The following is a 12983-nucleotide window of genomic DNA, read 5'->3' on the forward strand; positions in this document are numbered from 1 at the left end:
TCAACATATCTGGCGTTGATTTTTGGCACGCTGTTGAGTTCTCAAGGAACGGACGCTTCCTTTGTACTCACCCTCTCGGGCTTTCCTCCGGGCTTCCCTTCGGTGTTCCAAACTCTATCAGTGTTTTTCCGGCCCCCTGACCACCGTCCCGCAGGCATGCGGAAGGTGACCCCGAGATAGAATCTGACAAGTTGGGTGCTGCCAGGCCAAGCAAAGACGCTTGGTTGCGTCGCTCGGCCTCAAGCAGGAGTACGACTGTACATGCGGCCGCAGAGCAGGTGCAAATCGATTAGAGGTGTGGTCTAGACCACTAATCCGGACCTCTCGGGCGGAACCGTTACTACATATGACATACCCTGCTGCTCAGTGTGCCGTCCGGGACAGGCAGTGACGGCCCCATCACATTTCCCACCTCTGGGAGGCTTCCCATGACCAGCGTGACGTCCCCTCTCGCAGGACGTGCCATCGGACTGGCCGCGGTGCCGGATCCGGTCTTCTCCGGGGCCATGGTCGGCCCCGGCACGGCCATCGACCCCGTACGCGAGCCTTCCGAGGCCGTTTCTCCCGTGGACGGAGTCATCGTCTCCCTCCACCCGCACGCCTTCGTCGTCGTGGACGACGAGGGACACGGTGTGCTCACCCACCTCGGTATCGACACCGTGCAGCTGAACGGCGAGGGCTTCGAGCTGCTCGTCAACAAGGGCGACACCGTGACCCGCGGCCAGAGCGTCGTGCGCTGGAACCCGGCCGCCGTCGAGGCCGCCGGCAAGTCCCCGGTGTGCCCGATCGTGGCTCTCGAAGCGACCGCCGAATCCCTCGCCGACCTGCGTGAGGACGGCGATGTGAAGACCGGCGACCTCCTCTTCGCCTGGGCGTGACGTCAGTGCCGTCGTGATGACGGTGAGCAGGACAACCACCGCGGCGGCGGGACCCGCCGCACTATCGGAGACGGGTGAGATGGAGACAACGCTGCGAGGCGTCGGTGTGAGCCACGGTGTGGCGATCGGCGAGGTTCGGCACATGGGGACGGCGGTTCTGGAACCGCCTGCCAAGCAGATCCCGGTGGAGGACGCGGAGCGTGAACAGGGGCGCGCCCGCCAAGCCGTGGACGCGGTGGCGGCCGACCTGATGGCGCGCGGCAATCTGGCGGGGGGCGAAGCCCAGGCGGTGCTCGAGGCGCAGGCCATGATGGCCCAGGACCCCGAGCTGATGGCGGACGTGGAACGCCGTATCGCGGTCGGCAGTACCGCGGAGCGTGGTGTGTACGACGCCTTCGCCGCCTACCGTGCTCTGCTGGCCGGTGCGGGTGAGTATCTCGCCGGTCGGGTGGCCGACCTCGATGACGTGCGGAACCGTATCGTCGCCCGGCTGCTCGGGGTGCCCATGCCGGGTGTTCCGGACAGTGACGAGCCGTACGTCCTTATCGCCCGTGATCTCGCGCCCGCGGACACGGCACTGCTCGACCCCGCGCTGGTGCTCGGTTTCGTGACCGAGGAGGGCGGGCCGACGAGTCACAGCGCGATCCTGGCGCGGGCGCTCGGTGTGCCGGCCGTGGTGGCGCTGCCGGGCGCCGGGGAGCTGGCCGAGGGCACGGTCGTCGCTGTCGACGGCAGCACCGGTGAGATCTTCGTGAACCCGAGTGCAGAGAAGAAGGAGCAGCTGGAGGCCGCCGCTGCCGCGCGCAAGGCCGCTCTCTCCGCTTCCACTGGCCCGGGTGCCACCTCCGACGGGCACAAGGTGCCGCTGCTGGCCAATGTCGGCGGGCCCGCTGATCTGCCGGCCGCGCTGGAGGCGGGGGCCGAGGGTGTGGGTCTCTTCCGTACCGAGTTCCTTTTCCTGGACGACAGCAAGAACGCGCCGTCCGAGGAGAAGCAGGTCGAGGCCTATCGGCAGGTGCTCGAGGCGTTCCCCGAGGGGCGTGTCGTGGTGCGGGTGCTGGACGCGGGCGCTGACAAGCCGCTGGACTTCCTGACGCCGGCCGACGAGCCGAACCCTGCGCTGGGAGTGCGGGGTCTGCGGTCGCTGCTCGACCACCCGGACGTCCTGCGTACCCAGTTGACGGCGCTCGCGAAAGCCGCCGAGGGCTTGCCGGTGTATCTGGAGGTCATGGCTCCGATGGTCGCGGACCGTGCGGACGCCAAGGCGTTCGCCGACGCGTGCCGGGAGGCCGGGCTGCGGGCCAAGTTCGGCGCGATGGTCGAGATTCCGTCGGCCGCGCTGCGGGCGCGCTCGATTCTGCAGGAGGTCGAGTTCCTGTCGCTGGGGACCAACGACCTCGCGCAGTACACGTTCGCCGCCGACCGTCAGGTGGGTGCGGTGTCCCGGCTTCAGGATCCGTGGCAGCCCGCTCTGCTCGACCTGGTCGCGATGTCCGCCGAGGGGGCGAGGGCCGAGGGCAAGAGCTGTGGTGTCTGCGGTGAGGCCGCGTCCGACCCGCTGCTGGCCTGTGTGCTGACCGGTCTGGGGGTCACCTCCCTTTCGATGGGTGCTGCTTCGATTCCTTATGTGCGGTCGACGCTGGCGAAGTACACGCTGGCGCAGTGCGAGCGGGCCGCGCTGGCGGCGCGGGCCGCGGACAGTGCCGAGGAGGCGCGCGCGGCGGCGCAGGCGGTGCTGTCCGGCGAGTAGTCGGGCGGCCGTCCGTCGGCTGTGTCCAGGGGCGCCTCACCAGTGGGTGGGGCGCCCCTGGTGTGTTCAGTGGTGGTGTCCTCCTTGGGGCGGTTCCAGGTCTCCGAGGTCCGGCGGTACGCAGTAGTCGACGCCTGATTCCGGGGAGATGAGGTCGCCGGATTCGACGTCGGTGCAGTAGGCGTCGAAGACCTCGCCCGCGGTCAGGGGTTCCAGCCCGTCGCCGCGCAGGCGCCAGCCGTAGACGCAGTCGGTGGTGTTCGGGCTGGTGGTGCGCATGACGAGGCCGCCGGGGCTTCGGGTCGCGAGGCCGAGGGCGAGGACCGTGGTGAATTCGAGTGCCTCGGCGTCGTCCAGGTGGGTGGTGCCGTCCTCGTCCTGGTCGGCGTGGAGGACGGAGACGAGGGTTTCCGGTGCTCCCGACACGCTGCAGACCAGGTGCCGGTTGCCGGAGCGGGATGTGTCGAGGATGCGGACGAGGAGGCCGGAGGCTCGGGTGAAGGCCGCGCGGCCGATGTCCTCGCCGCAGGAGGCGCAGGCGCCGAGGCGGGACAGGAGTGTGGTCGCGTACTCCCAGGTGGCCTGGCGGACGGCCTCGTCGACCAGGGCCGGCACGAGATCCACCAGTGGCTGTCCCTCGTAGAGCAGGGTGGGGCCGGTGGCCGCGAGTTCGGCCGTGAAGCGGGCGCGGCTCGACGAGAGGTCGGGCTCCAGGTCGCGGGCGGCGCAGAATTCGGCGTATTCCTCCGGGTCGAAGAGGGCCACGCTGGTGTGGCTGCCCTGGGAGGCGCGGCTCCTGAGGAGGGCCTCCACCTGCTGGAGGTAGGCGGTGTGGTCGTCGAAGGTGAAGCTGCGGTAGCGCCGCATGGCGCTGAAGTCCTGCTCGTCGGTCAACAGGCCGATGGTGCCCGCGATTTCGCGGCGCAGAACGCGGCGGATGGTCAGGTGGTCGGTGTGCGCCATGTTTCCCCCTGTGCGCTGTCGATCAATGCTCACTCACAGTAACTGGCGGCACTGACAACGGCGTCCGAGCGAGCGGGCGGCGGACCAAACAGTGCTGATTCATGCAGGTCAGAGCGATGGCGGCGCCGAACGCTGTCCAGTCGAGGGGGCCGGTGGCGACGGCCGCGGTGACGGCGAGTGGGCCGATGCTGCGCTGGATGGACGGGGCGAGTCCGTGCACGCCGAGGTAGGCGCCCTGCGCGGTGTCGGGTGCGAGGGCGACGGAGAGTTCCCACGAGACGGTGGCGTGCGGCATCTCGGCCAGGGTGAAGAGGGGTGCGCCCGCGACGCGGTGCGGTCGGCCTCGGACTTCGGCGCTGTTCTCTGTGAGTCCGAGGCCACCTATGGGGGCTGATCGTCCGCTACGGGAGGCCGATCAGGCGCGTTTGCGCGCGAGTTCCTCGTAGAAGTCCAGCAGGCCGAGGTTGTCGATGGAGCCCGGGTTGACCGCCTTCTCCAACGGGGTGCCCTGGAGGAGGCGTTTGACGGGTACCTCGATGCGCTTCCCGGTGAGGGTGTGCGGGACGCCGGGGACCTCGATGACCTCGTCGGGCACGTGGCGTGGGGAGAGTTGTTCGCGGATCGTCTGTTTGATGCGGCCCAGGAGGGCGTCGTCGAGGACGGCTCCCGGGGCGAGGTGCACGAAAAGGGGCATCCAATAGCCGCCGTCGGGCTGCTCGATGCCGATGACGAGGGACTCCTTGATCTCCGGGAGCCGTTCGACCGCCTCGTAGATGTCGGCCGAACCCATGCGTACGCCCTGCCGGTTGAGCGTGGAGTCGGAGCGGCCGTGGATGACGACGGAGCCCCGGGAGGTGACGGTGATCCAGTCGCCGTGGCGCCACACTCCGGGGTACGTGTCGAAGTAGCTGTCGTGGTAGCGGGTGCCTTCGGGGTCGTTCCAGAAGTAGATCGGCATGGACGGCATCGGGTTGGTGACCACGAGTTCGCCGACCTCGTCGACCAGGGGTTGGCCGTTCGGGTCCCAGGACTGGAGGTCGGTGCCGAGTCCGGGGGCCTGGAGTTCGCCGATGTACACCGGGAGGGTCGGTACGGCTCCCGCGAAGCACGAGCAGACATCCGTGCCGCCGCTGACCGAGGCGATCCAGAGGTCGTCGCGGACCTCGTCGTGCAGCCAGCGGAAGCCGTCCGGGGGCAGCGGTGAGCCGGTGGTGGCGACGCACTTCACCTTGGAGAGGTCGAAGTCGCCCGACGGGTGCACGCCGGCCTTGCGGCAGGCCATGACGTATGCGGCCGAGGTGCCGTAGAGGGTCGCTCCGGTGCGTTCGGCGATGCGCCACTGGGCGGCTGTGTCGGGGTACCCGGGGCTGCCGTCGTAGAGGACGATCGTCGTGCCGGTCAGGAGGCCGGAGACGAGGAAGTTCCACATCATCCAGCCGGTGGACGTGTACCAGAAGAAGCGGTCCTCGGGTCCCAGGTCGCAGTGCAGGCCGAGCTGTTTGAGGTGCTCGACGAGGATGCCGCCCTGGGACTGGACGATGGCCTTGGGGAGGCCGGTCGTGCCCGAGGAGTAGAGGACCCACAAGGGGTGCTCGAAGGGGACCTGCTCGAAGAAGGGCTCCACGTCGGCCGAGGTCAGGGACGACCATTCCAGGGCGCCTTCGGGGGCTTCGGTGCCGAGCAGGGGGATGTGGACGACCGCGCGCAGGGTGGGCAGTTCGCGGCGGAGTTCGGCGACCGTGTCGCGGCGGTCGTGCTCCTTGCCGCCGTAGCGGTAGCCGTCGACGGTGAACAGGACGACCGGCTCGACCTGTTGGAAGCGGTCGAGGACGCTGCGGGCGCCGAAGTCGGGGGCACAGGACGTCCAGACGCCGCCCACGGCCGCTGTGGCGAGCAGGGCGACGACGGCCTGGGGAATGTTCGGGAGGTAGCCGCTGACGCGGTCTCCGGGGCGGACGCCGAGGGCGCGCAGCTCGGCGGCCAGGGAGCCCACTTGGCGGCGCAGCTGCGACCAGGTGACCGGGGTCGGTTCGTGGGTCTCGTCGACGTACAGGAGGGCCGGTTCGTCCGCGCGGGTCGCCGTTGCGCGCAGGGCGTGCTCGGCGTAGTTGAGGGTCGCTCCGGGGAACCATTGGGCGCCGGGCATCGAGCGGTCGCCGAGCACGCGCGCGTAGGGGGTGGAGAAGCGGACGTCGAACCACTCGGTGACGGCCTGCCAGAAGGTGTCCAGTTCGTCGACGGACCAGCGGTGCAGTGCCGCGTAGCCGCCCTCGGCGGGGGCTCCGTGGTGTTCGGCGGCCCAGGACTGGAACGTGGTGACCTGTGCCTGGGCGATGCGTTCCGGATCTGGCTGCCAGAGCGGCAGGGGGTTCGCGGTCGACATGGGGCGGCTCCCGGGACTGTGCGCGTCGTGTGCGTCGGTCGCGCACGGGCGGGGGTGTGCGCGTGACGCGGCTGACACGGACGATGCCATGTGATCGACTTCTACACCAGGGCGCGCTCCACATAGTCCGTGTCATGAAGATGTGGTCCCACCACGGGTGAACGGCAGTTGAACGACACGGTTATGCGGGGCTTGTAATGGCAGGGTGAGCAGCATGGACGGTCGTGACCTGGTGCGTTCGGTGAAGGTGGTCGGTTCGACGGGGGCGGCGCAGGGTTTGCGTACCGTACGGGCGGCGTGGCGCAGGAGGCGGGCCGACGCCAGCGGGCTGCCCGCGCGCGGGGCGGAGCGGGCGCGGGTGCCCGGGCCGGTGCGGGACGCGGAGCCGGGTCCCGGGGGCGGGATCGTCCGGTTCAGCCGCTCGGAGCTGCGCATCACGGTCGCCGTGAACGGAGCCGTCTTCTGGGGCTGGGACGGCGCCGGTCCCGAGCCGTCGTACGCGCTCGGCGGGCGGTGCCCGGAGCCGGATCCCCGGGCGGTCCTGGAGCCGGACAAGGACGGCGGCTGGCGGGTCGTGGCGGAGCGGGTGACGGTCACCGTGTCGCGGCACGGCGCGGTCGAGGTGCGTACGCCCGGAGGTGTGACGCTGCGCCGGGATCTGCCGCCGCGGTGGTGGGAGCCGGTCGGCGGTGGCACGGCGCGCTGGATGCAGCGCTCGGAGGTGGCGGCGGACGCGCGGTTCTTCGGGCTCGGCGGGCGCGCTTCGGGACCCCGGTTGCGGGACGGGACGTACCGGTTGTGGAACACCGACCCCGGGCATGCCTTCGGGCCGGGTGACGATCCCCTGTACGTCACCATGCCCGTCCAGCTGGTGGTGGCCGACGCGGCGACGCATCTGGTGTTCCACGACACCTCCTGGGACGGCACGGTGACGCTGCGGGAGGGCGAGGAGGGTGCCGGTTCCGGGCACGACCGGGCCGGGACGTCCGAGCTGCGGATGGACGGCGGTCCGCTGCGCTGCTGGGTGGTGGTGGGCACCCCCGCGCGCGTGCTGCACGCCTGGGCGTCGCTGACCGGTGCTCCCGCGCTTCCGCCGTCGTGGGCCCTGGGGTACCAGCACGCGCGGTGGGGCTTCGGCAGCGAGCAGGAGGTGCGGCGGATCGTCGCCGGCTACCAGGCGCGCGGTCTGCCGCTGGACGCCGTCCATCTGGACATCGACCACTACGACGAGCATCAGGTGTTCACCGTCGACCACGAGCGCTTCCCGAAGCTGCCGGTGCTCGCCGAGGAGTTGCGGCGGGACGGCATCCGCCTGGTGTCGGTTGTCGACCCCGCGGTGAAGGCCGAGCCCGGGAACGCGGTCTACGACAGCGGGACGGCCGAGGACGCCTTCGTGCGGGACGCCTCGGGGAGGCTGGTGCGCGGAGTCGTATGGCCCGGGGAGGCCGTTTTCCCGGACTTCACGCACGCGCGTGTGCGGGAGTGGTGGGGCGGGCTCTACAAGGAGCGGCTCGCGCAGGGGTTCATGGGCTTCTGGCACGACAGGAACGAACCGACGTCGTTCGCTGCCTTCGGGGAGTCGACGCTGCCGCGTTCGGCCCGGCACGACCTCGACGGGCGGGGCGGCGACCATCGCGAGGCGCACAACGTGTTCGCGCTGTGCATGGCGAGAGCCGCCTACGAGGCGTTGCGTGAACTGGCCCCCCAGGAGCGGCCGTTCGTCTTCTCTCGATCCGGGTGGGCCGGGATGCAGGTCTACGGGGGCACGTGGTCCGGTGATGTGGCGACCGGCTGGCCGGGGCTGCGGGCCTCGCTGTCGCTGGTCATGGGGCTCGGGCTGTGCGGGGTGCCGTACTCGGGTCCTGACGTGGGCGGTTTCGAGGGGAGTCCGTCGCCGGAGCTGTATCTGCGCTGGTTCCAACTGGGCGCGTATCTGCCGCTGTTCCGGACGCACGCGAGTCTGCGGGCGGGGCGTCGGGAGCCCTGGGAGTTCGGTGCCGAGGTGCTGGAGCACGCGCGCGTGGCGCTCGTCGAACGGCGGCGGCTGCTGCCGTACTTCATGACGCTGGCCCATCTGGCGCGGCGGACCGGGGCGTCTTATGTGCGGCCCCTGTGGTGGGGCGCTCCCGAGGATCGCGCGCTACGGGACTGCGAGGACGCCTTTCTGCTGGGCGACTGCCTTCTGGTGGCGCCGGTGCTCGATCCCGGGTCGGACCGGCGGGCGGTGCAGTTGCCGAGGGGGCGTTGGTACGACACGGCGACGGAGCGGGTCTACGAGGGGCCGGCCCAGGTTCTCGTCGACGCCCCGTTGTCGCGGATTCCGGTGCTCGCGCGCGCGGGTGCCGTGCTGCCGGTGCGGGGAGCGGAGGGCGGGCTGGAGCTGGAGGTGTGGGCGCCCGCCCGGGGGCGGACCGGAGGCGGGCTGGTGGTGCCGGACGCGGGCGACGGCTGGGACGAACCGGAGATCGAGCGGTACGTCGCCCGCTGGGAGGGCCGGCGGGTGGTCGTGGAGCGGGAGGGGGAGGACGGCGTGAGCGCGCCGTCCTACCCGGTGCGGGTGCGGGGGCTCGGTGAGGGCTGACCTCAGATGTACCGGCCTTCGAACCATGCTCTGACGGCCACGGAGTGCAGCGGGAAGGCGAGCTCCTCCGGCCTGCGCAGGAGGTGCCAGCCCTCCGTCTCGTCGGTGGCGACGGACTTGGGCAGTCCCTCGACCGGGCGCTCGGGGAGGACCCCGAAGAGCAGCAGATGCCCGTCGGGCGAGCTGATGGCGTCGACGAGCCGTACGTCGCGGCTCGCTGTTTCGATGCCCGTCTCCTCCCTGAGTTCGCGGACCAGGGCCTGGCGCCAGTCCTCGCGGTCGTCGACGTAACCGCCCGGGAGGGCGACGCCTCCGCGCGCGGGGGCGACGGTTCGGGTGATGACGACCAGGGCGGTGCCCTTGGTGTCGTACACGGGCTGGAGCGCGACGGCTACCGGCAGCGGGTTGCGGTACGCGACGGTGCCGCAGGCCGGGCAGGTGCGGGGCCAGCCGGAGACGCCCTCTCCGTAGGGCGATCCGCAGCTCGAACAGTGGCTGTTCGGCCCGGAGTTGGGGACGGAGGCTTGAGTTTCGGACACCCGGCGGACTGTATCCGATCAAGCGGAGGGCGTCTTTCCAGGGGCCGCACACATGAACGGGAGACGGCCGGAACCACCCCCGTGGGCCCCGGCCGTCTCTCCCGATACGACGACGCCGTGAGCGGCTCGATGGTTCACCGAAACGCCCTGCTCATTTTCCGTTGCCCGTGGCACACTTCTGACGTTCCGTCAGATCCAGTGCTGTGGAGGGACGTTGTCGCGGACACGCACACCTGTGGTCACCGATTGGTTCACCGGGGACGGGGACGGCTTCCGGCTGCTGGGCACGCGCTGCTCGGCGTGTGCCTCGGTCTTCTTCCCGCGGGAGGACGTCCACTGCCGCAATCCGGCCTGCCGGGGCGGCGATCTGGAGGAGGTCCCCTTGTCGCGGCGCGGCCGTGTCTGGTCGTACACGGACAGCCGGTACCGGCCACCGTCACCGTACGTGAGCGATCCGGAACTTCCGTGGGAACCGTACGCGTTGATCGCTGTGGAGCTGGAGTCCGAGCGGATCGTCGTGCTGGGACAGGCGGTTCCCGGGATCACCGTCGCCGACCTGACGGTGGGCATGGAGGTGGAGGTCGTCCCCGGGGTGCTCAGTGAGGACACGGAGACGACCTGGACGACCTGGCACTGGCGGCCTGCGGGGGTGGCGTGATGACGGCGGACGTGGCGGTGCTCGGCGCGGGCATGCACCCCTGGGGCAAGTGGGGGCGCGGCTTCGTCGAGTACGGGACGGCGGCGGCCCGGGCGGCGCTCGCCGACGCGGGACTGGAGTGGCGGGACGTCGGCTCGATCGTCGGCGCAGACACGGTGCGTGGCGGTTATCCGGGGTATGTGGCGGGCGCGACGTTCGCGAAGGCGCTGGGCTGGCAGGGCGCCCGGGTGGCGAGTGTGTACGCGGCGTGCGCGTCCGGGGCGCAGGCCGTCAACGCGGCGCGGGCGCAGCTCCTTTCGGGGCTCGCGGACGTGGTGCTGGTCGTAGGCGCCGACGCCGCGCCCAAGGGGTTCTTCCGGCCGGCCGGCGGGGAGCGGCACGACGATCCGGACTGGCTGCGCTTCCGGGTCCTGGGGGCGACGAATCCCACGTACTTCGGGCTGTACGCGCGTCGGCGGATGGCCCTCTACGGGGACACCCCCGAGGACTTCGCCCAGGTCAAGGTGAAGAACGCGGCCCTGGGGGCGCTGAATCCGTACGCGCGCTACCGCAAGCGGGTCTCCGCCGAGGAGGTCGCCGCCTCCGCGGTGGTCGCCGATCCGCTGCGGCTGCTCGACATCTGCGCCACGTCGGACGGCGGGGCCGCCCTGGTGCTGTCCACCATGGAGTTCGCGCGCCGGCACGGAGCGGCGGACCCGGTGCGGATCCGGGCGGTGTCCACGGTGACGCCGCGCTATCCCAACACGGTGCTGGACCTTCCGGACATCGCCACCGACTCGGCGGCGGCGGTGGCACCGCCGGACGAGACGTTCCGGGCGTCGATCGCGCGCGCGGCCTACGAGGAGGCGGGCGTCGGCCCGGAGGACCTGTCGCTGGCCGAGGTGTACGACCTGTCCACCGCCCTGGAGTTGCAGTGGTACGAGGACCTGGGGCTGTGCGGCGAGGGTGAGGGCGCCAAGTTGCTGCGGGAGGGCGCGACGGCCCTGGGCGGGCGCATACCGGTGAACGCGAGCGGCGGACTGGCCTCCTTCGGGGAGGCGGTTCCGGCGCAGGCGATCGCCCAGGTCTGCGAGCTGACCTGGCAGTTGAGGGGCGACGCGGGCGAGCGGCAGATCCCGGGGGCGCGGGTGGGACTCACCGCGAACCAGGGGCTGTTCGGGCACGGGTCGGCGGTGCTCGCCGTGCGGTGAGCGACAGGGGGTCCCCATGCCGTGCGATCGGCCCGCAAGGCTGCGTGAACGTCTTATGAACTGGCCCTGGGCGTACGCCGGTGACGTCATCATGCTGCCGTGCGCTCCTCGACGGACACTCTCCGCTTCGCCTTCCAGCCGGTGGTCAATCTGACCACCGGAGGGATCGCGGGGCTGGAGATCCTCGTCCGCCCGGAGACCGGCGACATCCTGGCCGAGGCCCGCCGCGACCCCGAACTCGACGGCAGACTGGCCGTGTTGGCGGTTCGCGCCGCCGCGCGCAAGGAGACGCTGCTGCCGCTGCACATCAATGTGTTCGCCGGCACGCTCGCCGACCTCGGCGGCCTCACCCCGCTGCACCGCGCGGTGCGCGAGGCGGGACGCCTGCCGTGGGAGGTCACGGTCGACATCGGGCCGCCGTACACACACGTGCCCCGGCGGGCGCTCCTGGAGGCGGTGTCCGAGCTGCGGAGCCAGGGGTTCCGGATCTGCGCGGACGGCGTCGGCGACGGTGACGTACCCCTTCGGCTGCTCACGGATCTCGCGCCCGATCTGGTGAAGCTCGACGCGTCGCTGCTGGAGCGGCCGGCCGCGGTGCGGGCGATGCGGACGCTGTGCGAGCAGTTGGGTGCCCTGCTGTCGGTGGAGGGCGTGGAGACCGAGGCGCAGTGTGCCGCCGCGCGGGCGGCCGGGGCGCAGTTGGCGCAGGGCGAGCTGTTCGCGCCGCCGACGCGGATACCGGCGGCGGACGTATACGTTCCGCCGCGCGCTCCGGGGCTCGCGGCGACACCGCCGTCGGGGCCGTGGGTGCGGGAGTTCGTCCGGCCGGCCGCGCTGCTGCCCGACACGGCGTCCGCCGGTCAGGTGCGGGCGCTGCTGACCGGCTCGCCGGACGTGTCCGGGGTGGTGCTCGTGGACCGGGACGGGGTGCCGGTCCGGTCGGTGCACCGCTCCCGTTTCCTGCTGTCGATGTCGGGGCGCTACGGCCACGCCCTGTACGCCGACCGGCCCGCCGCCAGACTCGGTGACGTGCCGCGGACGGTGGGCGACGACGCGACCGCCTGGGAGGTCCTGGACGTCGTCGCGGTCGGCGACGCGGACCGTACGTCGGACGATGTGGCGGTGGTCGACCGCTACGGGCGGTGCGTCGGCGTCGTGCGGCTCGCGGATCTGGTGCGGGCGCTGGCCGAGACGCGGGTGGAGGAGGCGGCGGGGCTCAATCCGCTGACCAGGCTGCCCGGTTCGGACGCGATCACCGGTGAGGTGGACCGGCGGATCGTCGACGGGCGGACGTTCGCGCTGAGTTGGCTGGATGTCGACCACTTCAAGCAGGTCAACGACGGGGCCGGATTCGCGGCGGGCGACGAGCTGATCCGCTCGGTCGGGCGCGCGCTGCAGTCGGCGGCGGCCGGGCACACGCGCGTGGGGCACATCGGCGGGGACGACTTCCTGGTGCTCACCGATCCGGAGGGCCTGGCTCCGCTGGCCGCCGCCGTGCTCGACGTGCGCTGGGAGGCGGGCGGGCGGCCCGTGACGCTGTCGCTGGCGACCGTCCTGTGTCCGCCGGGCAGCGTGACCGACCACCGGCAGGCGGCCGCGTGTCTGGCGCCGCTGAAGAAGGCGGCCAAGGCGCTGCACGGCACGAGTTGGGTGCTGAACCGGGCGGGGCTGACCGAGTACGAGATCCTGCGCGGAACGCGCGTGACGCCCGTACAGGCCGACCGCAGGGCCGCGGAGTCCCCCGGGCGCTGAGCGCGGCCCCGCGGCCTTCTGCGGGGCTTCAGGGGCCGTCTGAGCGGGTGTCACCGTTGCGGTCCACGACCTTGACGCTCCCTGGGCGCCGGTGAACACTTCCCGGTGTCGGTCGACATCGCCGTACATTCTCGGCGTACCAGGCACTGCGCCGCGCTGGCTCCGCCTGCGCTCAGGCCCACTTCCCATGGGCGATTCGGCCACGACGGCACGCTCGTCACGGACGCCGGGCGGGGCTCGGGACCCTCCCTGCCTTCGGCTGAAGTCGCCAAGGGAACCGCACCCTGCA

General features: G+C 71.4%; 10 protein-coding genes. 6 read left to right on the plus strand and 4 right to left on the minus strand.

Annotation, left to right across the window (positions count from 1 at the left end; translation table 11 throughout):
• Positions 1 to 428 precede the first annotated feature (428 nt).
• Together ACIRB1_RS18080 and ptsP are read left to right on the plus strand one after the other, a co-directional pair.
• Entirely contained in the window at positions 429 to 878 is a 450-nt protein-coding gene (locus tag ACIRB1_RS18080; protein ID WP_403466230.1) for a PTS glucose transporter subunit IIA, read from the plus strand.
• Positions 879 to 957: 79 nt separating this feature from the next.
• On the plus strand, positions 958 to 2628 hold the full coding sequence (ptsP, locus tag ACIRB1_RS18085; RefSeq protein WP_403466231.1) for a phosphoenolpyruvate--protein phosphotransferase: 1671 nt from the start codon (positions 958 to 960) through the stop codon (positions 2626 to 2628).
• A 66-nt stretch (positions 2629 to 2694) separates the two neighbouring features.
• Here ptsP and ACIRB1_RS18090 read toward each other — a convergent pair whose 3' ends face one another.
• The 3 genes from ACIRB1_RS18090 to ACIRB1_RS18100 all read right to left on the minus strand — a co-directional run bounded on the left by ACIRB1_RS18090 (position 2695) and on the right by ACIRB1_RS18100 (position 5974).
• Entirely contained in the window at positions 2695 to 3591 is an 897-nt protein-coding gene (locus ACIRB1_RS18090; RefSeq protein WP_352180520.1) for a hypothetical protein, read from the minus strand.
• A 22-nt stretch (positions 3592 to 3613) separates the two neighbouring features.
• Complete coding sequence (locus ACIRB1_RS18095) at positions 3614 to 3886, minus strand: hypothetical protein (protein ID WP_403466232.1); 273 nt, start codon at positions 3884 to 3886, stop codon at positions 3614 to 3616.
• A 120-nt stretch (positions 3887 to 4006) separates the two neighbouring features.
• Positions 4007 to 5974 (minus strand): acetoacetate--CoA ligase, encoded by a 1968-nt coding sequence (locus ACIRB1_RS18100; RefSeq protein WP_403466233.1) that lies wholly within the window; start codon positions 5972 to 5974, stop codon positions 4007 to 4009.
• A 214-nt stretch (positions 5975 to 6188) separates the two neighbouring features.
• On the opposite strand from ACIRB1_RS18100, the gene ACIRB1_RS18105 reads away from it, so the two are divergent.
• Positions 6189 to 8555 (plus strand): TIM-barrel domain-containing protein, encoded by a 2367-nt coding sequence (locus ACIRB1_RS18105; protein ID WP_403466234.1) that lies wholly within the window; start codon positions 6189 to 6191, stop codon positions 8553 to 8555.
• A gap of 2 nt (positions 8556 to 8557) precedes the next feature.
• On the opposite strand, the gene ACIRB1_RS18110 is transcribed toward ACIRB1_RS18105, so the two are convergent.
• Positions 8558 to 9094: an NUDIX domain-containing protein gene (locus ACIRB1_RS18110; protein ID WP_403466235.1), complete on the minus strand. Its 537-nt coding sequence runs from the start codon at positions 9092 to 9094 to the stop codon at positions 8558 to 8560.
• 235 nt (positions 9095 to 9329) lie between these two features.
• Here ACIRB1_RS18110 and ACIRB1_RS18115 point away from each other — a divergent pair, with 235 nt between their 5' ends.
• The 3 genes from ACIRB1_RS18115 (at position 9330) to ACIRB1_RS18125 (ending at position 12694) form a co-directional block, all read left to right on the plus strand.
• Complete coding sequence (locus ACIRB1_RS18115; RefSeq protein ID WP_352180515.1) at positions 9330 to 9752, plus strand: zinc ribbon domain-containing protein; 423 nt, start codon at positions 9330 to 9332, stop codon at positions 9750 to 9752.
• The gene (locus ACIRB1_RS18120) at positions 9752 to 10942 is read left to right on the plus strand and encodes a lipid-transfer protein (protein ID WP_403466236.1); all 1191 of its coding nucleotides are present in this window, start codon (positions 9752 to 9754) and stop codon (positions 10940 to 10942) included. Before ACIRB1_RS18115 ends, ACIRB1_RS18120 begins: the two co-directional genes overlap by 1 nt.
• 99 nt (positions 10943 to 11041) lie before the next feature.
• Positions 11042 to 12694 (plus strand): GGDEF domain-containing protein, encoded by a 1653-nt coding sequence (locus ACIRB1_RS18125; protein WP_352180513.1) that lies wholly within the window; start codon positions 11042 to 11044, stop codon positions 12692 to 12694.
• Positions 12695 to 12983 lie beyond the last annotated feature (289 nt).

Origin of the sequence: Streptomyces sp. NPDC096013, assembly GCF_044763565.1 — a bacterium.
Classification (GTDB): Bacteria; Actinomycetota; Actinomycetes; order Streptomycetales; family Streptomycetaceae; genus Streptomyces.

Coding starts and splice junctions, on each gene's coding strand:
- ACIRB1_RS18080 (WP_403466230.1), top strand. CDS start 429: ATGACCAGCGTGACGTCCCCTCTCGCAGGACGTGCCATCGGACTGGCC.
- ACIRB1_RS18100 (WP_403466233.1), bottom strand. CDS start 5,974: ATGTCGACCGCGAACCCCCTGCCGCTCTGGCAGCCAGATCCGGAACGC.
- ACIRB1_RS18120 (WP_403466236.1), top strand. CDS start 9,752: ATGACGGCGGACGTGGCGGTGCTCGGCGCGGGCATGCACCCCTGGGGC.
- ACIRB1_RS18105 (WP_403466234.1), top strand. CDS start 6,189: ATGGACGGTCGTGACCTGGTGCGTTCGGTGAAGGTGGTCGGTTCGACG.
- ACIRB1_RS18090 (WP_352180520.1), bottom strand. CDS start 3,591: ATGGCGCACACCGACCACCTGACCATCCGCCGCGTTCTGCGCCGCGAA.
- ptsP (WP_403466231.1), top strand. CDS start 958: ATGGAGACAACGCTGCGAGGCGTCGGTGTGAGCCACGGTGTGGCGATC.
- ACIRB1_RS18095 (WP_403466232.1), bottom strand. CDS start 3,886: ATGCCGCACGCCACCGTCTCGTGGGAACTCTCCGTCGCCCTCGCACCC.